The 22,499-nt window shown below is 43.0% G+C and carries 21 protein-coding genes; 11 read left to right on the top strand and 10 right to left on the bottom strand.

What is annotated here, in order from left to right; translation table 11 throughout:
- Window positions 1–204 precede the first annotated feature (204 nt).
- From F6J99_RS20865 to F6J99_RS20855, 3 genes are all read left to right on the top strand, one after another.
- Window positions 205–501 (top strand): hypothetical protein, encoded by a 297-nt coding sequence (locus F6J99_RS20865; RefSeq protein WP_293114926.1) that lies wholly within the window; start codon window positions 205–207, stop codon window positions 499–501.
- Between the two features lie 169 nt (window positions 502–670).
- Window positions 671–1,717 (top strand): MBOAT family O-acyltransferase, encoded by a 1,047-nt coding sequence (locus F6J99_RS20860; RefSeq protein ID WP_365973793.1) that lies wholly within the window; start codon window positions 671–673, stop codon window positions 1,715–1,717.
- A gap of 4 nt (window positions 1,718–1,721) precedes the next feature.
- A complete protein-coding gene (locus F6J99_RS20855) occupies window positions 1,722–2,297 on the top strand; it encodes a hypothetical protein (protein ID WP_293114924.1) in 576 nt (191 codons plus the stop codon).
- Between the two features lie 556 nt (window positions 2,298–2,853).
- Here the strand turns inward: F6J99_RS20855 and F6J99_RS20850 are convergent.
- From F6J99_RS20850 to F6J99_RS20840, 3 genes are all read right to left on the bottom strand, one after another.
- Window positions 2,854–3,099: a hypothetical protein gene (locus tag F6J99_RS20850; protein WP_070394915.1), complete on the bottom strand. Its 246-nt coding sequence runs from the start codon at window positions 3,097–3,099 to the stop codon at window positions 2,854–2,856.
- A 502-nt stretch (window positions 3,100–3,601) separates the two neighbouring features.
- Window positions 3,602–4,561, bottom strand: a complete 960-nt coding sequence (locus F6J99_RS20845; protein WP_293114922.1) for an alpha/beta fold hydrolase — start codon at window positions 4,559–4,561, stop codon at window positions 3,602–3,604.
- Between the two features lie 86 nt (window positions 4,562–4,647).
- Window positions 4,648–5,268: a heme-binding protein gene (locus F6J99_RS20840; RefSeq protein WP_293114920.1), complete on the bottom strand. Its 621-nt coding sequence runs from the start codon at window positions 5,266–5,268 to the stop codon at window positions 4,648–4,650.
- Between the two features lie 270 nt (window positions 5,269–5,538).
- Between F6J99_RS20840 and F6J99_RS20835 the strand changes: the two genes are divergently transcribed.
- On the top strand, window positions 5,539–6,012 hold the full coding sequence (locus F6J99_RS20835) for an EVE domain-containing protein (RefSeq protein ID WP_293114918.1): 474 nt from the start codon (window positions 5,539–5,541) through the stop codon (window positions 6,010–6,012).
- 20 nt (window positions 6,013–6,032) lie between these two features.
- Window positions 6,033–6,731 (top strand): YdcF family protein, encoded by a 699-nt coding sequence (locus tag F6J99_RS20830; protein WP_293114916.1) that lies wholly within the window; start codon window positions 6,033–6,035, stop codon window positions 6,729–6,731.
- 119 nt (window positions 6,732–6,850) lie between these two features.
- On the opposite strand, the gene F6J99_RS20825 is transcribed toward F6J99_RS20830, so the two are convergent.
- The 3 genes from F6J99_RS20825 to F6J99_RS20815 form a co-directional block, all read right to left on the bottom strand.
- Complete coding sequence (locus F6J99_RS20825; protein ID WP_293114914.1) at window positions 6,851–8,608, bottom strand: peroxidase family protein; 1,758 nt, start codon at window positions 8,606–8,608, stop codon at window positions 6,851–6,853.
- Between the two features lie 307 nt (window positions 8,609–8,915).
- Window positions 8,916–10,208 carry a cytochrome P450 gene (locus F6J99_RS20820; protein ID WP_293114912.1) on the bottom strand — a complete coding sequence of 431 codons (1,293 nt, stop codon included), beginning with the start codon at window positions 10,206–10,208 and terminating at the stop codon, window positions 8,916–8,918.
- Window positions 10,209–10,379: 171 nt separating this feature from the next.
- On the bottom strand, window positions 10,380–11,189 hold the full coding sequence (locus tag F6J99_RS20815; protein WP_293114910.1) for an SDR family oxidoreductase: 810 nt from the start codon (window positions 11,187–11,189) through the stop codon (window positions 10,380–10,382).
- Window positions 11,190–12,099: 910 nt separating this feature from the next.
- Here F6J99_RS20815 and F6J99_RS20810 point away from each other — a divergent pair.
- From F6J99_RS20810 to F6J99_RS20795, 4 genes are all read left to right on the top strand, one after another.
- Entirely contained in the window at window positions 12,100–13,524 is a 1,425-nt protein-coding gene (locus F6J99_RS20810; RefSeq protein WP_293114908.1) for an NADH:flavin oxidoreductase, read from the top strand.
- A gap of 292 nt (window positions 13,525–13,816) precedes the next feature.
- Complete coding sequence (locus F6J99_RS20805; protein WP_293114906.1) at window positions 13,817–15,283, top strand: cytochrome c; 1,467 nt, start codon at window positions 13,817–13,819, stop codon at window positions 15,281–15,283.
- A gap of 88 nt (window positions 15,284–15,371) precedes the next feature.
- Window positions 15,372–15,800 (top strand): hypothetical protein, encoded by a 429-nt coding sequence (locus tag F6J99_RS20800; RefSeq protein WP_293114904.1) that lies wholly within the window; start codon window positions 15,372–15,374, stop codon window positions 15,798–15,800.
- A 75-nt stretch (window positions 15,801–15,875) separates the two neighbouring features.
- Window positions 15,876–17,324: a c-type cytochrome gene (locus F6J99_RS20795; protein ID WP_293114902.1), complete on the top strand. Its 1,449-nt coding sequence runs from the start codon at window positions 15,876–15,878 to the stop codon at window positions 17,322–17,324.
- Window positions 17,325–17,675: 351 nt separating this feature from the next.
- On the opposite strand, the gene F6J99_RS20790 is transcribed toward F6J99_RS20795, so the two are convergent.
- Together F6J99_RS20790 and cobU are read right to left on the bottom strand one after the other, a co-directional pair.
- Window positions 17,676–18,098 carry a hypothetical protein gene (locus F6J99_RS20790; RefSeq protein ID WP_293114900.1) on the bottom strand — a complete coding sequence of 141 codons (423 nt, stop codon included), beginning with the start codon at window positions 18,096–18,098 and terminating at the stop codon, window positions 17,676–17,678.
- A 113-nt stretch (window positions 18,099–18,211) separates the two neighbouring features.
- On the bottom strand, window positions 18,212–18,817 hold the full coding sequence (cobU, locus tag F6J99_RS20785) for a bifunctional adenosylcobinamide kinase/adenosylcobinamide-phosphate guanylyltransferase (protein ID WP_293114898.1): 606 nt from the start codon (window positions 18,815–18,817) through the stop codon (window positions 18,212–18,214).
- Window positions 18,818–18,938: 121 nt separating this feature from the next.
- On the opposite strand from cobU, the gene F6J99_RS20780 reads away from it, so the two are divergent.
- On the top strand, window positions 18,939–19,652 hold the full coding sequence (locus F6J99_RS20780) for a hypothetical protein (RefSeq protein WP_293114896.1): 714 nt from the start codon (window positions 18,939–18,941) through the stop codon (window positions 19,650–19,652).
- A gap of 40 nt (window positions 19,653–19,692) precedes the next feature.
- On the opposite strand, the gene F6J99_RS20775 is transcribed toward F6J99_RS20780, so the two are convergent.
- A complete protein-coding gene (locus F6J99_RS20775; RefSeq protein ID WP_070394933.1) occupies window positions 19,693–20,940 on the bottom strand; it encodes an RNA-guided endonuclease TnpB family protein in 1,248 nt (415 codons plus the stop codon).
- On the opposite strand from F6J99_RS20775, the gene F6J99_RS20770 reads away from it, so the two are divergent.
- Window positions 20,939–21,157, top strand: a complete 219-nt coding sequence (locus F6J99_RS20770) for a hypothetical protein (RefSeq protein ID WP_070394934.1) — start codon at window positions 20,939–20,941, stop codon at window positions 21,155–21,157. The genes F6J99_RS20775 and F6J99_RS20770 overlap by 2 nt on opposite strands.
- Window positions 21,158–21,195: 38 nt before the next feature.
- Here F6J99_RS20770 and F6J99_RS20765 read toward each other — a convergent pair whose 3' ends face one another.
- On the bottom strand, window positions 21,196–22,365 hold the full coding sequence (locus tag F6J99_RS20765) for a two-component regulator propeller domain-containing protein (RefSeq protein ID WP_293114894.1): 1,170 nt from the start codon (window positions 22,363–22,365) through the stop codon (window positions 21,196–21,198).
- Window positions 22,366–22,499 lie beyond the last annotated feature (134 nt).

Here is a 22,499-nt window from a genome sequence, read left to right as displayed (position 1 = left end):
TAGATTGGTCAGTATCATCACTTATACCAAATCCGAGTTAAATACCCCCTTTTTAATTCAGCCCGAAGAAGCTTGTACAGACATAGCATGCTACGTCTGTGCATTTCTATAGTCGCGACCTGAGGGTCGTCTGGGCGCTTAGGGAGGTTAGAGAAACAGATTTGGGATCACCCATACCCAGTTCCTGAAATCTACCAGTCTGTCATGCTGTTTAACTCCCCAGAATTTATCTTTCTGTTTTTACCCCTGACTCTGTTGTTCTTTTTCCTGCTGGGAAGAAAGGGCTATTATCAAGGAGCAATAGCTTTTTTGGTAGCTGCCTCCTTGTTATTCTATGCTTGGTGGAATCCACCCTACTTAGCATTGCTAATTTTTTCCATCTTCTTTAATTATACCGTTGGCTCTGCTCTTTCTAAACGATTAATATTATCCATTAGCCCCAAATTACTTCTCGTTTTAGGGATTGCCGTAAATTTATTTGGCTCTCATTGGTTATTTTAAATATGCTAACTTCTTCGTAGATAATGTCAGCGTTTTCCTAGGGAAAACCTTTACTATAAATCAGATTATTTTACCCCTAGCAATCTCCTTTTTTACATTCCAGCAAATTGCCTATCTAGTCGATGCATACCGAGGCGAAACCAAAGACTATAGCTTTTCATAATATTGCCTGTTTGTCACCTTTTTTCCGCAATTAATTGCCGGACCAATTGTCCATCACAAAGAGGTAATGCCTCAGTTTGCAAATAAATCGATTTATCGGTTTAACCCTGAAGATATGGCGGTGGGGGTAACTATTTTCTCCATAGGGTTAATCAAAAAAGTCTTGATTGCTGACACAGCTGCTCTTTATGCTACTCCAGTCTTTAATGCTGCTGCTTCAGGAGAATTACTCACCTTTTATGATGCTTGGAGTGGTGCGTTATTTTACACGTTCCAACTTTACTTCGATTTTTCCGGCTACTCTGAGATGGCTATCGGTGCAGCACGGATGTTTGGTATTAAGCTACCACTGAACTTTAACTCTCCTTACAAAGCAGTAAACATCAGTGACTTTTGGCGTAGATGGCATATTACCCTTTCTAACTTTCTGCGGGATTATCTCTATATTCCTCTCGGTGGTAATCGCAAAGGCGAATTACGACGCAATCTCAATTTAATAATTACCATGCTGCTAGGTGGTCTTTGGCATGGTGCTGGGTGGACTTTCGTCTTGTGGGGAGGGTTACACGGAGTTTATTTATGTATCAATCATCAATGGCGATCTTTTCGTAAATTCCTAGGACATGATTTGAAAAAGAGTAACTGGTTGAGTAGCACTCTTAGTTGTTTTATTACTTTTATTGCTGTCGTATTTGGATGGGTTTTATTTCGTGCAGATAATCTTGATAGTGCAAGTGTAATCTTACAAACAATGCTCGGTGTAAATGGGATATCTTTGTCAGAATCAGTTGTGGAATCACAAAAAAAATTCCTGATAATTTTGTTGCTATTTATCTGGCTAATACCCAACTCTCAACAATGGATGGAACAGTATAAGCCAGCCTTGAATATACCTGTAGTAAAAACTTATTCAAGTTGGCGCAGTCAACTGTGGAAAAAGTTGCAGTGGCAATTTAATCAACCCTTTGGGCTTATTCTGGGAATAGTTTTATTTATTGTTATAAAAATTATTTTAACAGCACCTGACAGTGAATTTTTGTACTTTAATTTTTAACAATATGGCTTACATAAGATATTTCAAATCAATCTTTTCTGGATTGTTAATTAGCTGTTTAATTTTCCTGTTGGCTGTTTTATTCCAAATTGGTGCTCCAACAGAGAGTTCTCGCTGGACTGACGAGATATACACTATCAAGTCCAATATTGCTAACTCTATAGAAACCCCTAAATTAGTTATAGTTGCTGGCTCAAATGCTTTATTTGGCATTAGCTGTAGTCAGATAAATAAAGAGACATTCGTAAGTTGTCTTAATGGAGCTACATATGCTGGACTTGGTATTGATTACATCTTGACTCGTGCTCATTCCTGGCTCAAGCCTGGAGATTTAGTTCTTCTCCCTCTGGAATATGAGCATTATACAGATGATGGTAAACCTACTGCTGCATTGATTGACTATCTGTTGGCTCGGGATCCGAAATATTTACTATCACTGAATTTAATTAATCAATTTCGTTTCATCAGTGGAATCCCCTTGAAGCGTGTGCAAGAGCGATGCAGCGCGGTCTTGGGAAGGCAGCGCGGTCTTGGGGGTTCCCCCATGAGCGACTGCATCAAGACAGGGAATCGTAGTTAAATTTAAAACCCCTCAGCCCTGGAATTCTTATTATCAGTCTGAAAATCTTAATGAGTATGGAGATGAAACAGGTAATCGAAAAGCTGATTTAACCCAAAAATAAATCCAAGCTATTGACAAAATAAATTACAACAATAATATAGGTAAATCTATAACTTCAAGTCATGGAATAAACAGCATCATTAAATTTATAAATTGGTGCGAAAGCCATAATATTAAGGTGATAGCTACTTGGCCGAATACAATCTGTTTTGATGTTTATCAAGAACCTAGAAAGCAAGATTTTTTTAAAAGTATAGAACATTTTTATCAACGTCTGGGGGTTACTATTCTTGGTAAAACAGAATATTTTATGTACGATAAATCTATGTTTTATGATACGATTTATCCCCTTCATGATTTAGGGGTAAATCACATTATAGATTTAATAAATCCCTATTTACTATGAAGCTCAACTAAGTGAAAATGCTCCCGTAGTCTAATATCTGTAGAGTTCAGAATTCAGAATTACGAATTGAGTTTGAAAATTCCTACACTCTGAACTCTGAATTCTGAATTAAGATCCCATTAATGAATCTTTTGAGTCTGCTTGTGATGCCCCTATTTCTCCAAGCAATTGAGAGAGTTGAGTCGTTTCTGATTTAGGAATAATCACCGACTCTATACTCTCCCCATCATCCAGTCGTTTAGCCACTTCCAGAATTGTATCTGCGATCACTACCGGAATCCTTACTGCTTTAGTTTGACCCAGATTCCACTTCGGCTTCCGACCACTATTTTCTCGATAACCACCACGGGGCATAACTTTACCTCACCTCTGAATCTGAAATAGTACGTTTTCCTTATATTCTACAATCTTCGGTTACTTAAATAGCTAGAGCTTGTAAAACTTAACTAGTTACTGATTTTTAGACAAAACCTGCTAATTGTAATTTTTTTTGTCTATTTCGTACTTTTTCTGATCAAATAAACTATAAAATTATACCAAATGAGGTATCCTAAGCGGAAACTCACAAAATTTATGAAGTAGGTTTACCTGATATCTTGGAGCATTGTTAGTAGGCGTAGTCTAGAAAAAAAATTGAGTCCGCTTCGGTAAACTTAGTTCCTTTAGCCCAAAGCTTTAGCCTGAGAGCATAGATTCCGGACTTGACGAATTGTGTATATATCTATTGCCAATAATTAGCCCTTAATAAACCGGGTTTGTTAGCTAGATTAAGGGGATATCATAGTCTGTTATTTTTTCCTGTTCTGTAGCTAATCTCCCTATCTCCCCATGACTTAATCTGATCACCTGATCACTTTTATTGCCAGACTTTTAGCCAATTAGTTAGTGCTTGGGGCATTTCTGGATCTAGCGGTCGTTTCATAGCAGTAACAAAATCTTCATCTGGGTCACCTAGTCTTCTAAAGCTGTGATCCAATCCAGCAAAAATATGAGTTGTCACATTCCTATTGCCAGCATTGATAAGTGCTTGCTGCATTTGTTGAGCTTCTTTTGGAGGTGTATTGTGATCCAACGCACCGTGTAAAATCAGTACTGGGCATTTGACCTTGTCCACAAATAAATAGGGAGGATTGTCAAAATGCTCTTGACCCAGCGGTAGGTAATAATCAAAAGACCAATATTCATCTCCGATCCGAAAGAACTCTTCACCCCTTTTTCCCCTAGCAATAATTTCATCAAACTGTTTGTATATCCAGTACATTAATGGCATATTTTCTTTAAAATTTTTGATAGTTGTACTATCTAATTTTTGAAAGGCTTCGGCTTGCCATTTGATTATCCCTTCCAGGTTGTTATAAATGCCCCCTTGCCAAACAAAAAACTGAATATCTGGGTCAGACGCTGCTAAAATCAAAGCAATTACAGCCCCTTCACTTTGACCAAGAACTCCGATTCTACTGCTGTCAATCTCAGGAATACTCCGCATCCATTCCAATGCCATCCGAGCATCATCTACCCAGTCAAATAGTCGAGTAGTATTAAAATTTCCTTCGCTTTGACCACATCCTCGCTTATCGTATCTAAATGTCGCTATCCCGATTTGCTCTAGAATTCTAGCTTCATCACGGAACAGGTTTCTCTCTGGTAATGGTGTAGGGAACCAATCGGTTTTTGAATTATCTAGATTTCCTTCTCTTGTCTGAGGAAAAGACCCTCCAATAAATAGGCAAGCGGAGGGCTTTTCCACACCTTCTGGTAGGGTAAGTGTTCCATAAATCTTTGCACCCTTGGATTCAAATAATTCTTGTCTTTCCATTTTTAAAAAATCCTGATAACTCTAATTATCATTATTGGTAGCATAAATCAAGTAAATTGATAGTAAGCATATGCTTACAATTGATATTAGTCATTTACCGGTCGAATCGGAACTTGAACTTCACTGCGCTTTAGGGCTTCCGGGACAAAGGGAGAATCATAGAAAAAGCGACGGGGTGTACCAGCAACGGTATACTCCGAGTGTTGGGCTAACCATTCCTTTAACTGTTCAATACTTTGTTGGTAGCTGACATAACTATAACTACCTTTCATCCCAAGGCTGACTACTGTCATCGGTGGTATGTCTTCTACCTGAATATTCCCTTCAATCTGCTCAGGAGTTATATTACGGCGGTGGTATAGAAATGATACATAGGCAACACCAAGCTGAGCAAGGGAATCTCCCTGACTACTTTCGAGGGTACTGATCGGATAACGAGTTTCGACCGGAGCAGTCATAGAAATATCGTTAGAGCTAATATGGCGGTACAGGGAGCTAAAAGCACGATTAGCTGCCTCAGACAGTTCCCCAGAGTAGGGTACTGTGGCAGCTCGATAGGCAGGATAGTGTTTGATTTCGATTTTGCCAGCTGGGGTAGGAGGTGGAAACCCTTCCGGTAAGGGAGCAGAGGCAGCACTGAACACTCTCCATCCCAGTAAGACAATTGCCAGTAAGCCTACAGGCAACAGAAATTTGGATAGCTTCATCAGGGAGCGAAATTAACTAACAGTGGAAGACTACGCCTTGTTTAGCAAGTTCAAGATCATTATAGTTATAAGAAGAAGGAAAAATTACCAATAACAAAAAGCGACTTGAGCATAAACCAACTAACTAACCGGACTTGATCAGCATTTCCAAATAGATAAGGAAACCAAATCCTGATTTCGGATAACACCAAAAAATCATCGGATTGTCTTGATGCAGTCGCTTTTTTGATCAATACTAGTTTCACATCTCCTTTTAAAAGCCTATAACTAATGAATTACTGGTTGATGAAGTCGGAACCACAAGTCTATAGCATCACTGATCTGGAAAAAGAAGGGAAAACAATTTGGGATGGGGTTCGTAATTACCAAGCTCGAAACTTTCTGCGTGAAATGAAGGAGGGAGACTTGGCTTTTTTTTACCATTCCAATACAAAACCCCCTGGAATTGTGGGCTTAATGGAAATTATTAAAAGTGAAGTAGTTGACCCGACTCAATTTGACCAAACTAGCCGTTACTACGACCCCAAATCAAGTGTTGAATCTCCGCGCTGGCAAACTGTGCTAGTGCAATTTGTCGAGGTTTTTCCCCATTTTCTAGAGCTTTCAACCCTTAAACAGGAGTTTAGCGACCAAGAGCTATGGGTTACTAGACGTGGAAATCGCCTCTCGGTCATGCCAGTTTCTCAGGCAGTAGCTCATAAAATTATAGGTATCACTAAAGCTACAAACCCAAGTCAAAGGTAATATTTCAGGCCGATGAATGCATGAGCAAGTTGTCACGAGCAGTAAAATGGCGACGACGTCTACGAGTTTGGGGGTTATTAACTCTAGCACTGTTCTTGTGTGGCTGGCTGCTAATTAATACTCTAAGATTGAACGCAGCCGCATCAGCACCCGTGGATACGTTCTTTGTCCTAGGGGGGAGTATTCGTCGAGAAATCCATGTTGCTGAATTAGCCAAACAGTACCCAGACAAGCGAATTCTGATTTCTCATGGATCCCCAGACCCCTGCATTTGGCTAATTTTTCAGCGGGAGATGGCATCTTCAGAACAGGTTTGGTTAGAAAAGTGTGCTAATTCTACCTTTGGTAACTTTTTCTTTAGTATCCCAATTTTCCGGCGGTGGGGTGTTCGTAGGGTTAAGTTAATTACCTCTGGCACCCATCTATCACGGGCTCAGTGGATGGCGCAAATTCTTCTGGGAGCTCATGGGATTTGGGTAGACACAGATTTGGTGCCAGAGAAAGGTATTCCTGGTAATTTAGAATCCCCTCTCAAAACTGGGCTAGACATTGCTCGCAGCTTGGTTTGGGCGCTGCTGTCTCAAGTCATCCAACCCCGATGCTCTGATCTAATCCAGCTCACGGATGTAGACATGAATGCTTGGCGTGAGTCGGGTTTCAAGTGTGAGCGTCAGGGCGGAATTTCCTCAGGTGCGACCCGTGGCGAATTTAATTCTTAATGGTAAGAGCGCACCTAGGGAGATTTTACCTCTACTGTCATGGGTGCAAACCAAAAGCAACAATCCCCGTCTCTGAGCGAGCGGGGATTGTCAATTAACCCAAAGGTTCAACTGAGCCATTATTTGACTATGGGCTTCCAGGGAGCAAAGCCATTTTCAACACCCTTAAGACTAGCAGTCAAGCTGGGGTAATGTCGGAGCAGAACACTTATGAAAGTGTTCTTGTCAATCCAGTCGAGACCAAATTGAGTATAGATTTCGGCAGTGTAATCCTTGGTAAAAAAGCGATCGCTTTTCAGTCGTCGGGATGCCATCAGAATGAATATCCGAAAGGCGGTATCGCTGAAACCAAATCCCTTGGGAGGATTTTCTGCGAACATACCTATCATTAGGTCTACACTATCGATATCATTGTTGTAAACCTCCCGCAATTCTTTCGCCCATTCTGGCTTCTCAGTGATTTCCTCGAAGGATTTAACTCGATCGCGACCAATTAGTTCCCGGAACTGGTTGTAGCGGGGAACCCCTCGCTCCCGATCTCGCAGGATATCTACAGCAGCTAAGTCAAATACTTCACCGTTGTCCCTCACTAGCTGCTGCAATTTCTTTGGATAATTGTAAAGGGTGACAGCACCTGGGTGGGTGATTCCAAAGGAGTAGAATAAATCAGCTATATCTACCTGTTCTAGAATGGCACGTGAGCGCTTGCCAGAAACTTCAAAAAAGTCTTTTGTCAGCAGCTCTTTACCGTCTTTAACCGAGTAAAACTGGAATTCATCGGGGATGAGGGGATGCATCCGATACACAGAAACGAATTCTTCGGTGAGGTAGTAGGGAGCAGTATGGTGGTCAGTAGATGAGCCAACAATGCCGCTGACTACTTCATTGTTCCCAAGACGCCCAAAGCGATTTTTGAATTCTTGACCCAACATCCCCCACCAATTCGCTCTCATGGCAACTTGCAAGGCGGGATGTCCCAGGATGCCCGGAGTCCATTCCACAGTATGAATTTTAGCTAGCAAGGCAGCATTAATCAGTCGAGCGTGGTCGAACAGGTCATCATCTGTCCAGTCAGGGTATTGTTTTTTCAGATGATCACAGATAGTGTTGTGCTCTTTGACGAACAGGATATGCAACATGCTTAGTCCTATCCACCAGTTATCGTCAAAGCCCACAATATCGATTCCGTTTTCTGGGTTGACAGGTAACAAACCGTCATCACCAATTATCATCTTACCATCGACATGGCTACGCACCTTATCAATAGTTTCCTGATAACTGCCATAGATTTGGGAAGCATCCCACCAGTGAGTTTCTCTGTTGATAAAGGTTGGAGGATTGTTGGTATCGTCTTCAGAACGAGTGGGGTCTTTTGGAGTGGTTTCGATTTCCAGAGGTCGATGCTCTTCGGGCCAGGGGTCATCCTGTTCCAGAGGAATCTCGATTTTATCCTGGGACTCATCATAGCCATGAGAAAACCAATCGTGGGTCTGGAATTGAATCCAGGCTGCAGCTGTTAGGTTTAAGATCGAAGCTGGTACAAATTCATCCCGCGTCAATAACTTCAGACTGATTGTACGGGGGTTGGGATTGAGTAAATTCTTTTCGTCGGGGTAGGCGTGTTTCAGGGGTACATTGCGTCCAAAGCGGGTGCCAGCCATCCCCATTTTGGGATCATTGGGGTCATTAAATGAACCATCTGCTGTACGAATTTTAAGATGGCGACCATCAGGACTAGGAGTCGGTTCAGGGGGCTCCCCTTTTGTGGGTAATTGGGAGGTATCGTGCAGATTTTCTTCCCGCATATTCTCGCGGAATTTATTTAATTTTAACAGGGCTAGAGGAGTAGGAAACTCATGCCAAGGTTTCTTTGTCATTGTGCTAATTCCTTTAGTTTTTATTACCGAGGGATTTAAGGTTTTAGGTTTGGAGTGTCAGGAATTCCCGTCAGAGCTTCGAGATCACTCCTAAGCCTAGGTGAATAAGACTGGGCATGATCTTAATTCACCGTTGTTTAGCTCTTTTTATTTCTTAGTTTTTTATGTTTATCATAACTCATTAATTTAGAAATTAAAGAGGATTGACTAATAAATCTAGTGTTGTATAATTGTGTGGGATTGACAGTACCCATCTCGGGTACTCTTTGCTGATCAGTTCACTGTCAATAAATTTCAGAGTCAACCATCAAGGGTTAACAAATTGGATATCGTTTTCTGGGAAGTAGGCTGGTAGAGGATCTCGGGAGAGTTCATTGGTTTTGGATGTGAGCTGCTGCTGGTCGAGCAGAATTGCGATCGCACTCTTACACACAAACAGGATCAAATCCCTTCCGGGGCAAGTACGAGATCCTCTCAGAAACAAATTGGAGTAAGTCGAATTGTCCTGATCGCTCGGATCTAGCCACCGTTGAGGTACAAACGAATCTGTGGATGGGTCTAAAGATTTTTCCCGTTGCATGATTGGGAAAAAGTGTAGAATTTCCATGTCTGGGGGAATACGGTTGTGATTAAAGGTGTCCGCAGCTGTTGTGATGTGAAACGTTCTCGTCACTGGAGGGAACAAACGACCTGTTTCCAACAAACAAGCTTCCAAATAGCCGAGCTTAGCAATTGTTGACCCTTGCTCTAACGAACCCGCTTTCTTGATTTCCTGTCGGACCCGTTCAAGCACCTCTGGTCTAGAGGTAATCATAGTCAGGGTTCTCGCCAGCAAGTCAGTCCCTGAACCAGTAAAGGTAAACATCCAGTGGGGGATTTGTTGCAGGAGTTCCTCTTCAGTAGTGTAGGGCTTTATGCCATGAGCCATGGACAACAGGCATGGCTTTTCAGAGGCTTCGCTGCCTTCCCAAAGCTGCTCAAGAGTTTCATAAAATTTTTCTAAACGCTTAGTTTCAAACCTTCCCAATAGAATCCGCTTGATCGGATTTCCAACCATTGAGAATAACACCTGTATATCCTTGATCAACCGCTCAGGAGCAACATTTTCCCCAAACACAATGCCCAGCATTGCCTGACCCATACATTTCCGGATATCCTCAATGTTGGATACTGGCTTTGAAAAAGCACGATGTACCTGTTCGAGGAAAGCCTGTTGGTACTGGTGCTGGCAACCTGTTCCAAGCACTCCCTCGTTATAAGGTCTCAGGCGTTGCCACTGCTGATCATGGCTGATAGTGAGGGCGTTGGGGGCAAGGAAAGACATACCATCCTTCTTGAGATTGCCTTCGATATAGCCTTGGCTGTCCGGTGGATCTTGTAAAATGTGGTCTGATAAGTCACGCCCAGATACTAGCAAGACTTTCTTGAGAAGAAAGTTTAGAATGACATTTTTACTACCATAGCGTTTGATGACATCACCAATCCAACCCCCTAATACTTTTTCAAGGTCAAAACCAAGGGGGTTACGGATAAAGCCACTGGCTAGATTACCCAGAAGCCGTAACAAGTCGAGTACATTGGTAGAAGGGTAGGTGTTCATTATTCATTGCTCATTGTTTCGTTGACAAATCTTACTTGAGGCTTTCCAGCAGACTTATCCATTGCTTCTATTTTCCTTAAGGCTATCAGCAGGTGCGACCCGTGGCGAATTTAATTACGGGTCAAGCGCACCTATTAAGCTAGAATTTCTCAATCCACTGCCTACTCAGAACTAGTGGCTCCTTTCTTGCATGCTTCTCACCACTTGGGTTACTAGATTTCGGGGCATAAATCTTATACTCAGGGCAAGCAACTGGTTTTTGAGACCAGGGACAACAACAGTTCGATTTTTCATCAGACCAAGATAGCCAATCCTAGCAACAGTTTCAGCATTCATAATCTTTTGTCCACTAACCATCTTAGAGTCTTCCATGTTTGCCCGAGCTTGAAAACCCGATTCTGTTGGTCCTGGACACAGAGTAGTTACCGTCACCCCTGAACCCTTTAGTTCATTGGCAATTGCCTCAGAAAAGGATAGGACATAGGCTTTCGTAGCATAATATACTGCCATCAACGGACCAGGCTGAAACGCTGCTGTGGAGGCAATATTTAAAATTTTTCCATACTGTTGTTGCACCATAGCTGGCAGAAATAATTTGGTCAAATGGGTCAGGGTTACTATGTTTAGCTGCATCATGTCTAGTTCAGTAGCCAGGTCTGTTTCAGCAAAAGCTCCATAGGTAGCAAATCCTGCGTTGTTGACTAGTGCATCAACCTTAATCCCTTCCGCTTGGAGCTGGTCAAAAATCTCCTGTGCAGCTCCTGGAACTGACAAATCCTTCGGAATAACCCTGACAAATGTCCCAAATTTTTCCCTAAAATCCTCGGCCAGTTGAGATAGTTTTGACTCACTTCTGGCAACTAGTACTAACTTGTAGCCATCGCGAGCAAATAACTTAGTAAATTCATAACCAATTCCACTGGATGCACCAGTAATCAGAGCCGTTTTGGGAAGATCCTTTACCTGATTTTTTAGATTCATTTGAGGTGTATTTTAACAAAAATTAACCCAGGAACTTTTTAAGAATTATTTCGATAGATTTTCCAAAGGAATTGTAAACAAAGATGATTGGTTTTTGAGATTTACCAAAATCCCTATATCCTTGATTAGGTCTTGCCTTTTGAATCTTACCTTTTGCCTTTCCCTAAGGGATTATGTTCACAACTCAAATGGAAATGCTATGTAGGTTATAGTTATCCACTAGTAGTTGTAACTTAAATTACATTTTAAGCAGATCACCAGATCCTAGGGCAATGAAAAATTAAACCAATGAAGCACACAGAGGGACTATAGTTGAGGTATAGCATACTTTTGAGAACTTGAGGGAGAAGGGGGGCGCTAGCTGAAGTAGGTGGTTCAGTTGCGAAAAATCTCTCTATTGCCTTGATAGTTATCCTCACAGGGAGCTTTTCGAAAACCAGATTCTTGTTAAAAAACTTAATAATCATGAAATATCAATGGTCGTTAAGTCATAATGGAAAGTGTTGGAAATTATAGTTTTTCGAGGAGAGACTTAACAACATCCAACTGGGGAGCAAGATTTTGTCAGGACTTACCCAAGATTGGCTAACAAACGCCCTTATACAACTTTGTGATAGTTCAATGACTCCTCCCCGAACCCAAAGCAAGGGCATAGGGTCACAGGGGATAGTCACTGACAGTAATTTATTCCTAACCTAGCGACAGCGTATAGCAGAGAATCGGGCATCAGACCAAATAAGCGTCACAAAATAGAAAGGACAAAAGACAAATGACCTTCTTATTGTTATTTACTCTCAATAAGAGCCTTAAATAGTTTTCCTAAAAAAATATTCGGCCAGCATCTGGAATGCTAGCCATTGAGCTTGTAGCTTGCTTTATTCCGACAAAAGCCAAGATTCAACTAAATCAAATGGAAAAGGATATAATTTTTGAACCTTTGGAGTTCCGAAACTTGACCCTAAAGAATCGGATATTTCGTTCTAATATTTCTGGTCGATTTGACAACTATGATGGTTCCGGTAACCAGGCACGGATTAATTGGGAAGAGAAATTTGCCCGAGGCGGCGTCGGTGCAATCGTCTCTTCCTTTACACCCGTCCAAATCCGAGGACGAATTTTACCTAACTATGCCACGATTGACCGGGATGATCGAATTCCTTTCTGGCGCAAGGTAGGGGAAAAAGTTCATGAATATGACTGTAAGTTTTTGATGCAACTGAGCCACTCTGGTCGCCAGCGGGATGTTGGTGGTGTGGAGAATTTGTATAATAAGGGTCTGAGTTCAACCAGTGAAACTGAGTCATTTCATGGGCTGGAGTGTCAGGCAATGACACGCAAGGAAATCAAGGAAATGATTCAGGCGTTCGCTGATGGTGCCAGACGAGCTCGTGAGGCAGGACTTGATGGGGTAGAACTGCACAGTGCCAATGGCTATCTGATTACCCAATTTCTGAGTTCAGGCATCAACGACCGCAAGGATGAGTATGGCGGTTCTCTGGAAAATCGAGCTCGTTTCTTACTGGAGATTATCCAGGCAATACGCAAAGAGGTAGGAAACGATTTTCACCTCCAGGCAAAAATCAGTGCAGTGGAATACAACGATGCTGTGATTCCTTGGGACAAGCCTGGGAATACCCTGGAAGACTCTATCCAAATCTGCAAGTGGGTGGAGGAAGCTGGAGCAGATGCCCTTCATATATCCACTGGAAGCTTATTTCCCCACCCGTTGAACCCACCCGGTGAGTTTCCCCAGGACGAAGCATCCCGATGGTACGAGATCATGCTCGGAAGCGGTATCTATACCTTCCGCAATTACTTACTGTTCCGGTATCGATTCCTATTTCCCCTCTTCTTGTTCTTATGGAACCGAGTTTACAGAAAGGATCGGACTCAGCCGATTATCGGCAAAAATGTACAGGATAAAGCCTTGGACGACTCCTTCCGGGAGTTTGTATCAAGTCAAACCATGCAAGAACTCCTAGATAAATACCAAGGTATTAGCATCAGTGATGCTAAGGAAATCAAAAAGCATGTGAATATCCCAGTCATCTGCACGGGAGGTTTTCAGCAAGCATCCTACATCCGCGAGGCGATTAGTGAAGGATTCTGTGATGCAGTTAGTATCGCCCGTCCTCTGGTTGCTAATAATGACCTAGTCCAGCAGTTTCAGCAAGGAAAAGACCTGCCAGACCGACCCTGCACCTACTGCAACAGGTGCTTGTTCAATGCCCTACAAAACCCTCTAGGCTGCTACGATGTGCGCCGATACAATGACGACCACGACAAAATGATTAAACAGGTCATGACTGTATTTGATCCACCACCATTCTCGTAATTGTTAATTATTTTTGTCAACAATGAAGAATAAAAACCTGTTCTAAGAAACTAGAAATGTTTCTTTACATCTTATAGAGAAAGCGATAGAGAATGGGATAGAGAATGCGATCGCTTTCCTCGAACGCTTTTTTCTATAGGAGTTAGTATGTTACGGTACATAGGTTGAGGGGGCACGGCTGTGTACCCCTACAAATGGCGTTTATTTTTGGATACAAGGGTAATTCGTGATCTACTAAATACTTAGCACTGAACACTAACGCACTATTTTATAGATTACAGGTAAGAAATTGATGAGTGAATCAGAAAACCCAACCCTAATCAAGGGTGCTTTAAAAAGCTTAAAGCGGTTTTGGCTTCTTATTATCGGAGTTGTACTGGTCATCACCCTAGTGATAGCTTGGCCGTTGATATCCAACTCCCCAGTTAGATATGCAGATATTAATGACCACTTTAAGTATGGTTCCATCGGCAGCGAGCCAGTGAATGGAGTTCCCTACTGGATCTGGAAAGTACTGCCAGCAATTTTTCCAGATAAGCTACCCGGTGAGGGTTATGCTTCATTAGGCTTTATCTATGAACCAGGACAAGACAGACCCATCGGCTTTTCAAAGCGTCGGATGTTCGTTGACCGTGTTGGTTTAAATTGTGCAGTCTGCCATGCTGGTACAGTGCGAGATACCCGCGATAGTACACCCCGGGTAATCACCACCATGCCTTCCAATACGGTCAATCTATCAGGGTACATCAAGTTAATCTCGGAAGTAGCATTTGATCCACGATTCAACGCCGACCGGATTTTGGCAGAGATTGCAGCCCAAGGGGAAAAGTTCAACCCCATCCAGAAATTAATTTATCGCTACCTGGTTATTCCCCAGACTCGGGATGCTTTAATTGCTCAGGGTAGCCTACTCGCCTTTTTAAATAACCAACCTGATCGCGGTCCTGGGCGGGTGGATACGTTTAATCCCTATAAATCCCTGCAATTTCGCTTCCCGATGGATCAGTTAGACCCTGATGAATTGATTGGTGGTGCAGATTTTCCCTCGATCTGGAATCAGAAGCCTCGTGAAGGTTTGCAGTTGCACTGGGATGGTGATAACGAATCGGTGGATGAGCGGAACCTGAGCGCTGCTTTGGGTGCAGGGGTGACACCAACCACGGTAGATTTGGATGGGATTCAACGGGTTGCTGATTGGCTGTGGGAATTACCACCCCCGCCCTATCCCTATGAGATTAAGCAGAATTTGGCAGCAGTGGGTAAGCCAATTTATGAAAACAACTGCGCCAGTTGCCATGCTTTTGGTGGTTCAAAGGTTGGCAAGGTAACACCTATTGAAGAAATTGGTACAGACCGATATCGCCTGGATTCCTACACCTATGAACTGCTTTCTAACCAAAATACCCTCTTTGTTGGCACACCAAGGCGTTTCAAACATTTCCGCAAGACCAATGGCTATGCCAATGTGCCCCTAGATGGAATTTGGCTACGAGCTCCCTATTTACATAATGGTTCAGTACCAACCCTAAGAGACTTGTTAGAAACCCCCGAAAACCGACCCAAAGAATTCTATCGGGGTGATGATGTTTTCGATCAGGACAAGGTTGGTTTTGTTTCCGATGTAGCAGAGGATAATACCAACAAATTCTTTAAGATTTATACAACAATTCCTGGCAATTTAAATAGTGGTCACCTTTATGGAACTGACCTCTCTCCAGAAGCAAAAGATGCCTTAGTGGAGTACATGAAGACCCTTTAGTAAGGGATAAATGTAAACAATTATTTACAAAAACCAACCAATACATTAAACAAAGAGATTAAAACAACAGATTCAAGCAAGAGGTAAAATGAACGCTTACGCTAAATACTTTGGTTGTGTGGTATGGCTTGGCATCATTATCAATGTGGTGTTTTTTGTCATTCCCTTATTGTTCTTCCCAGAAGTCATGCTCTCTTTGTTAAAAATGCAAATCCCAGTGCCGATTATCTGGGTACGTGCTGCAGGATTGCTGTTGCTGGAAATCAGTATTTTATACATTCCTGGTGCTATGGATCCCTATCGCTATCAAGCAACAGCTTGGATGTCGATATTGGTCACACGAGGTGGTGGAGCTACGTTTTTTATAACGGCTGTCTTGTTATTTGGTCAAGATCTGGGATTTATGAGTATCGCTTTGGTTGACCTTGTCTTCGCAGTTATCCAAGGAATTCTCTTATTCCTTGCCCTGCAAACTGAACAACCCCTTATTTCAAAAATAGTCAAGGGATTCTCCTAACTTTTCGGGAATACTAATACTTATCACCTAGCACTGCACTCAGCACTATCTAGCAGTAGGGAGAAGAATAACGTTATGGAAATGGTGAAAACGAAATTAGGTAAAATACTAATAACGATTGTTATTAGTATTTTTTTGCTGGCTGGAGTTGTAGCCTATGTGGGATGGTACAACCTATTTCGAGAAGACCCCAATCCTCCCACCTATTACGATTATGAGTCGCCAGAAGAACACTTCAAGTATGGTTCCATTGGCACAGAAAATGCTGAAGGTTTACCCTATTTAATTTGGCTGGTGCTTCCCCGGATATTTCCAGATAAACTACCAGGACCGGGTGGTTATACCTCTTTGGGAATTACCTGGGAAGAGGGGAAAGAATTGCCCATTGGCTTTTCTAAAAAAACTATTGGTTTTCCCCGTCAGGGCATAACTTGTGCTTCCTGTCATACGGCTACATTTCGCGAAAATCCTAAAGATAAACCTACCATTATTTTAGGAGGACCGTCAAATAAGTTTGATTCTCAAGGCTACCTCAGATTTCTGCAAGCTTGTGCCAATGATCCACGATTTACAGCAGACTATATTCTTGGAGAAATCGGATACAATTATGAACTTTCTTGGTTTGATAAACTACTTTATCGCTATGTAATTATTCCTCAAACTAGGAAATCAATTCTGGAACTTGGGGAAGGATATGCTTGGATGGATTCCCGTCCCGACTGGGGACCTGGTCGGATCTCTCCATTTAACCCTGGCAAGTTTCGATACTTAGAGCAACCTCTAGATGATTCCGTTGACAACTCCGACATGATGTCGATTTGGAATCAAAAGATGCATGAAGGATTTGCCTATCATTGGGATGGCTTAGAAACGTCACTGACGGAAACCATCCAGACTGGGGCAATCGGTGATGGTGCTACTAGGAAGTCGATTAATATCGAAGGTTTAAAGCGGGTAGAAGATTATATTACTGAATTACCTCCTCCCCCATATCCTTTTGAGGTTAATCAGACATTGGCAGCAAAAGGTAGTGAGATTTTTGGTAATACCTGTGCATCCTGCCATGCTTTTGGTGGAGAACGGATAGGAACTGTTATTCCTATTGATGAGATTGGTACTGACCGCAACCGCTTAGATATGTGGACTCAGGAAGCAGCTGACTCTTATAATGAATACGCTGAAGGCTATGAATGGGACTTTGACTACTTGCGTAAGACTAATGGTTATGTGGCAGTAGCCCTTGATGGACTTTGGCTAAGAGCTCCTTATCTCCATAATGGTTCAGTGCCTAATCTAACCAACTTACTAGAAACTCCTGAGAAGCGGACGAAGGTATTTTACCGGGGCTACGATGTCTATGATCCCGAAAAAGTCGGCTTTGTCTCGGAGGGAGCAAACGCTGAGAAGGAGGGTTTCAGATACGATACTAGCGTTATAGCTAACGGTAACCAAGGACATCTCTATGGCACTGATTTACCTGAACAGGATAAAAAAGCCTTGATTGAATATCTGAAAACTCTGTGATCTCCTTGACTTTCTAGAGCACTAGCATATGGGGCAGATAAACTCCCCCATATGCGGCAATTCAACTAATCGTCTTTACTGAAATCTTTCACTTTAAATTAAACGAGAGTAATATATAGCAATTATTATACCCATGAACAAATCTCTGGGTTTTAGGGAGCAGGGAGCAGGGAGCAGGGAGCAGTGAAGAGGCAAGAGGCAAGAGGCAAGAGGCAAGAGGGAAAAAATAATGTGTACCTCATAGCTATGAGATACGCTATATAGAATAATTATCAAAATAACCAATTTTTTTTTGGGGCGACTCTACAAGCTAAAAACTGGTATTTTATTTTTTTTACTCTTGTAAGTAATTCAATTATCAGTAATTTTGTTTAAGCGATCGCAAATCCCTCTTAGTTCGGTTTGACTACACACTGGATCTCGTGGTGCTGGCAATTCTGTGTTGGGCCATGTGGGTAGATCAAAACAGGGACAACAGGTTGGTGGTATGCCAGCGGTTTTAATGGGTAAAGGCATATCACAACGGGAACAAGGGAGTATATCCCACTTGGGTGTTAATAACTCCGCAATTGTTTCATCAGTTCCTTCCAGGTAACAATCACCAGTCTCTGGTGAAATGACTAGCTGCCAAATCGTTTCAAATTCTTGGCTGTAGTGCTTGCCATTTGTAAGTGATTGTGGGTGCATAGCTGAAAAACCATTGCGCATCACAACTTTTTTGCCTAACTGGAACCAGTAGGTGAGATAGCGTTTGACTTGTGCTTCAGATGCCATGGTTTTGTTGGTAATTAGTTGTTATTAGTCAGTTTTAACCCGTTGAATAAACAACTGAGCTAGGAAGCTTCTTCCCCACTGCCGGTATCTTTCCCCTCTTGCCATGGATTGGATTAGGTTTGAGGTGATTCGCCAACATTACCATTATCCGGTAATGGTTGACCCAGAGTACTGAGATTAAGCACATGACCGCCGGTGACTAAGTAGACTGGGTTAGCCAAGTGCCCCAAATAACGCACCACATTTCCGAGGCGATCGCGAAACGCCCTACCCATAGGATATGCTGGAACCACTCCCCAGCCAGCCTCTTCTGCAACAAAAATTACAGAACCTTTAACCTTGGTCAAACTATTCCATAAGTTTTGTAACGTTTGCTGCCAAACGGTATCATTCTGTTCTAAGCAATTGGCAACCCAGGTTCCTAGAGAATCTACTAACAGGCAGTGATTGATGTCAGAATAGTTGGTAATTGTTGCTGCCAAGTCCAGTGGGACCAAAAGGGTTGTCCAGGAACTGGGGCGTCGCTGCTGATGTTTTTCAATCCGGGCCAGCCACTCTGGATCATCCGGGTTGGTTGTGGCAGTAGCAACGTATATTACCGATTTCCCAGTCTGCATCGCCAGGGTTTCTGCCCACTCGCTTTTTCCAGACCTGGATGGTCCGGTGACTAAAATTAAATTACTGGTAAATTTGTTACTGGTAAATTTATTAGTATTCAAGGCTATTGGGAGTTATCTTCGCTTTAGTCAAAATTAATAGAGCTTATAGTTCAGCAATATTGGGCATCTTCCCCCTTGATATCAACTATATTTACTCAAATTAGTCTTCATGAAATCAAAATTGCGACGGATCGAGACAACACTAAATCAGTTAGCAAAAACTAGTGCCACTGATTCATCACAACCATCCCCAACTGTGGCTGATCAAACTAATCACCAACAAGCAGGTGTAGTCAGTCGTAGAACTAAAAAGGAACCTTCTTTCTCGATGGCAGTACAACCGTTCCCGACTCGCCAGGATGAACAGAAGATACCGACTCTGCCTAGATTAAAATACCCTAAACTGGGAAACCATCGCCATGGTGCTAACCCAGCTTTGGCAATGAATCTGTTGCAAGACATTGAGGGAATTGTTCTGGGTTGGCAGCAGGAACTGCACAAAATCCTCCGGCAAATTCAAGACCTATACCTAGAAGGACCAATTGTTGATGGCTGGTTAGAGTCTCAAGCGAGTCAACCCCAAGATGCCATAGGGACAGTAAGACTAGCCAATGGTGACCGGATGATGGACTATGTGGATGAAGCGGTTGAGCAATCTAATACTAATGTTACCTATCAATCTCCTCGTACTGGTTATCGTCTTTGTGGCTTGGATGAGCAGGGTCAATCTTGGTCAAGGTTTTGTCCAGCAGATCAGGTTCCCAGTGTGAGCATGGCCATCGCTCGTTATCAAAAACTGCGACAACTATTGATTCGGAAAAAATACCTCGAAGATCGCCTTAGTCAACTAGCAGAAACATTAACTGTGATGCACTCTCAGCTAAATAGGCCTTGACATCCTCCCCACCCTATAGAGGGATGGGGATTCCGAAGAATCACTTCTTGGAGTTCCTGGTTGTTCCCTGGCGGGATTTCGGCACTTGGCTAGAGGTTTGAGCCCCCGCTAGTACGCCTGCACAGGCAGTTTCCATTCCCCGATTGCCCACGGGTACTGAGTTTACTCCACGCCATAACACCATCTCGGCAGCCGCATGATCGCGATGAGTCTGGTATCCACATTCAGGACAATGATGAACCCTTTCCCCAAGGGGCTTACCCACAGTTGCGCCGCAACTTGGACAGGTTTGACTTGTACCGTTGGGATTGACTCGCATAAAAAATACCCCCCGTTTCCAGCACACCCATTCCAGGCGAGAAAGAAACGCCCCAAAGGATGCATCAATACACTCTTTGCGGAGCATCCCTCGGTTGAGTCCAACTGTATTCAGGTCTTCTGCAAAAATGGTTTGAGCTTGGTCACAAAGGTTATGTGCCGTTTTGTAATGGAAGTCTTTGCGCTTGGCGGTAATCTCATTATGCAATCGCGCCACCTTGATTTGAGCTTTTTCCCAGTTAGCAGAACGCTTTTGTTTTCGTGCGGCTCGACGTTGCAGCAATTTCAGCTTGCTGTATTGAGACTTCAAAAACTTAGGACGTTCAAAAAAGTTGCCATCAGATGTGGTGGCGAATCGCTCCAATCCCAAGTCAATGCCAATCGCTCTACCATGAACAGAAATATCGGGAATCGACACTTGAGATTGAATCGAAACAATTACATACCATTGGGTTCCACGAGCCTTAGACAACACCCTTACTTGCTTGACTTTAAATCCATCTGGAATTGGGCGACTATAGCTAATTAGGATACTTCCAATCTTGGGCAGTTTAATTTCAAAGCCATTAATTGGGTTGTCTTTGAACTGTGGAAACAAGAAAGACTTGAATTGTCCAAACTTCTTAAACCTTGGAAATCCAAAACCACGTTTTTGAAATGCTTTCCATGTGTCATGCAACCTCCGAATCGTAGTTTGCAACACTTGAGAATAAACATTCTTGAGGTCTGGCCAGGTCTGTTTCAATTTAGGCAAATCATTTTGCTGACGATGATAAGATGGAAAAGGGACGTCGGCGGGAATAATGTATTCCCGATTCAATGAACACCTATCCATCAAACACTTACGGGAGTTGATCCAGTCCTTAAGTTCGCCCAATGCACGGTTATAAACCTGGCGCGACGTTTCCAGCCATTCGAGCATTGTTGCCGATTGGTGCAGGTCTGGATAAATACGGTAAGTGTAGTTCATGGTAAGCATAACCGGATTTTACCACACAGCCGCACGAGTGTTAAAATCTCAAATACTAAAAATAATTGGCTTAGCAACGCCCTCCCTATCCATCCCCACCCTGAAGAAGGATGGGGAATTCCGTGAAAAAAGGTTAATCAAAGCTGCTGATGGGAGCGTCAATTTTTTTTTGCGATTGACCTTTGGTCACGCTTTCGGCAAAGCCGACGCTGCTTGAGGTGCGAACGCACTCACTTAGAGCCGATGCTTCCCAACCTAAAAACTACCTGGAATCTCTCTAACAAAGCCCAAATGGGGCTCGATGCGACCTGTACTCATGCTCACCCAAGCTAGTCCTTCGGAAGTTCCGATCCATAACTTGTTACCAGTATTAGGAGCTAATGCCAGAATACGACTAGAGGGTAGCTTGCCTAGTTTAGCCAACACTTCTCCACTGTCTCGTTTAATTTTAAATAAACCATTATCCGTACCAACCCAAACATTACCATCTAGATCAAACTGCACAGCAGTGACATTACGTCCTCTTAGGGGAGTTACAGACCTGAACACTTCGTAAGTGTCTGGGTTAATCACCAGTAAACTATTAGGAGTGCCAGCCCATAGCATTCCCTCCGGTCCTCGGGTCAAGGTTTGTACCGTGTTTCCTGGTAAATCCTTGATGCGAGCAATTACAAAAGCACTAGCAGTATCGACTCGCACTAGCCCTTCTAGAGTCCCCACCCACAGCTGACCCTCTTCATCTAGAGTCAAAGCATTGGCACTGACACCGGGTAATTTTTGTAATGTTGTCATCAACAATCCCTGGTCAGGGCTAATCAGAGCCAGACCGCGATCGCTTCCCACCCAAAGATAGCCACGAGTGTCAATCAACAGGGACAACACATTATTAGACGGTAAGGTAAAGTTTTGGGCATTAATTTCATTATTACGAGGGTCTATACGCAATAGTCCTTCATAGGTTCCTACCCAAATCCGCCCTACCCGGTCTTGAGTTATAGCACCAACAGTGTAATTCGGCAGACTGAGGCGAGTGCGGATTTTTCCACTATTAGGGTCAATTCTTGTTAATCCTAGCCAAGAGCCCACCCAAAGCTCGCCGGTAAAATCCGGTTGCAAAGCAGACACCCGAAAATCCGCTGGCAGGGGCTGGGTTTCTTGCCTGAGGCGTTGATCAGGTAAAGGTCTAGTGGGCGGCGGAGGGTTTCCCCTGGAGGTAGGGGGGGATACCTCTTTGTTTACCGAGTCAGTGGATAACTGTGTCTGAGCGATCGCTGTTGATGAATCTGAAAAATAGTTGTTTGGCTCACTGTCTGGGATTGACACCGGTAATATTTGCCCCAGCAGTGTAGCACTGATTACCAGACCGATACGGTTAGTTAAGCGGTTAGTTAAGCGGTTAGTTAACCATGCCATTATTTCCAGCATCTTGATTAAGCCTTTAGTTGATCAGTACTTATATCATGTCGGGATAATTACCCTGTCTTGATGCAAAGCGCGAGTGGGGGAAACCACGGCAAAGCGCGAGTGGGGGAACCCCCAAGACCGCGCTGCCTTCCCAA

Origin of the sequence: Moorena sp. SIO4G3, from assembly GCF_010692305.1 — a bacterium.
GTDB classification, from domain to species: Bacteria; Cyanobacteriota; Cyanobacteriia; order Cyanobacteriales; family Coleofasciculaceae; genus Moorena; species Moorena producens_A.
This window is presented reverse-complemented; position numbering and strand designations above follow the sequence as displayed.

Excerpts from the sequence above, each read along its gene's own strand:
- F6J99_RS20815 (WP_293114910.1), bottom strand. The coding sequence starts at position 11,189 with ATGAATCTAAAAAATCAGGTAAAGGATCTTCCCAAAACGGCTCTGATT.
- F6J99_RS20825 (WP_293114914.1), bottom strand. The coding sequence starts at position 8,608 with ATGACAAAGAAACCTTGGCATGAGTTTCCTACTCCTCTAGCCCTGTTA.
- F6J99_RS20800 (WP_293114904.1), top strand. The coding sequence starts at position 15,372 with ATGAACGCTTACGCTAAATACTTTGGTTGTGTGGTATGGCTTGGCATC.
- F6J99_RS20820 (WP_293114912.1), bottom strand. The coding sequence starts at position 10,208 with ATGAACACCTACCCTTCTACCAATGTACTCGACTTGTTACGGCTTCTG.
- F6J99_RS20765 (WP_293114894.1), bottom strand. The coding sequence starts at position 22,365 with ATGCTGGAAATAATGGCATGGTTAACTAACCGCTTAACTAACCGCTTA.
- F6J99_RS20850 (WP_070394915.1), bottom strand. The coding sequence starts at position 3,099 with ATGCCCCGTGGTGGTTATCGAGAAAATAGTGGTCGGAAGCCGAAGTGG.
- F6J99_RS20795 (WP_293114902.1), top strand. The coding sequence starts at position 15,876 with ATGGAAATGGTGAAAACGAAATTAGGTAAAATACTAATAACGATTGTT.
- F6J99_RS20865 (WP_293114926.1), top strand. The coding sequence starts at position 205 with ATGCTGTTTAACTCCCCAGAATTTATCTTTCTGTTTTTACCCCTGACT.
- F6J99_RS20830 (WP_293114916.1), top strand. The coding sequence starts at position 6,033 with ATGAGCAAGTTGTCACGAGCAGTAAAATGGCGACGACGTCTACGAGTT.
- F6J99_RS20775 (WP_070394933.1), bottom strand. The coding sequence starts at position 20,940 with ATGAACTACACTTACCGTATTTATCCAGACCTGCACCAATCGGCAACA.
- F6J99_RS20855 (WP_293114924.1), top strand. The coding sequence starts at position 1,722 with ATGGCTTACATAAGATATTTCAAATCAATCTTTTCTGGATTGTTAATT.
- F6J99_RS20840 (WP_293114920.1), bottom strand. The coding sequence starts at position 5,268 with ATGAAGCTATCCAAATTTCTGTTGCCTGTAGGCTTACTGGCAATTGTC.
- F6J99_RS20845 (WP_293114922.1), bottom strand. The coding sequence starts at position 4,561 with ATGGAAAGACAAGAATTATTTGAATCCAAGGGTGCAAAGATTTATGGA.
- F6J99_RS20835 (WP_293114918.1), top strand. The coding sequence starts at position 5,539 with ATGAATTACTGGTTGATGAAGTCGGAACCACAAGTCTATAGCATCACT.
- F6J99_RS20790 (WP_293114900.1), bottom strand. The coding sequence starts at position 18,098 with ATGGCATCTGAAGCACAAGTCAAACGCTATCTCACCTACTGGTTCCAG.
- F6J99_RS20810 (WP_293114908.1), top strand. The coding sequence starts at position 12,100 with ATGGAAAAGGATATAATTTTTGAACCTTTGGAGTTCCGAAACTTGACC.
- F6J99_RS20770 (WP_070394934.1), top strand. The coding sequence starts at position 20,939 with ATGGTAAGCATAACCGGATTTTACCACACAGCCGCACGAGTGTTAAAA.
- F6J99_RS20805 (WP_293114906.1), top strand. The coding sequence starts at position 13,817 with ATGAGTGAATCAGAAAACCCAACCCTAATCAAGGGTGCTTTAAAAAGC.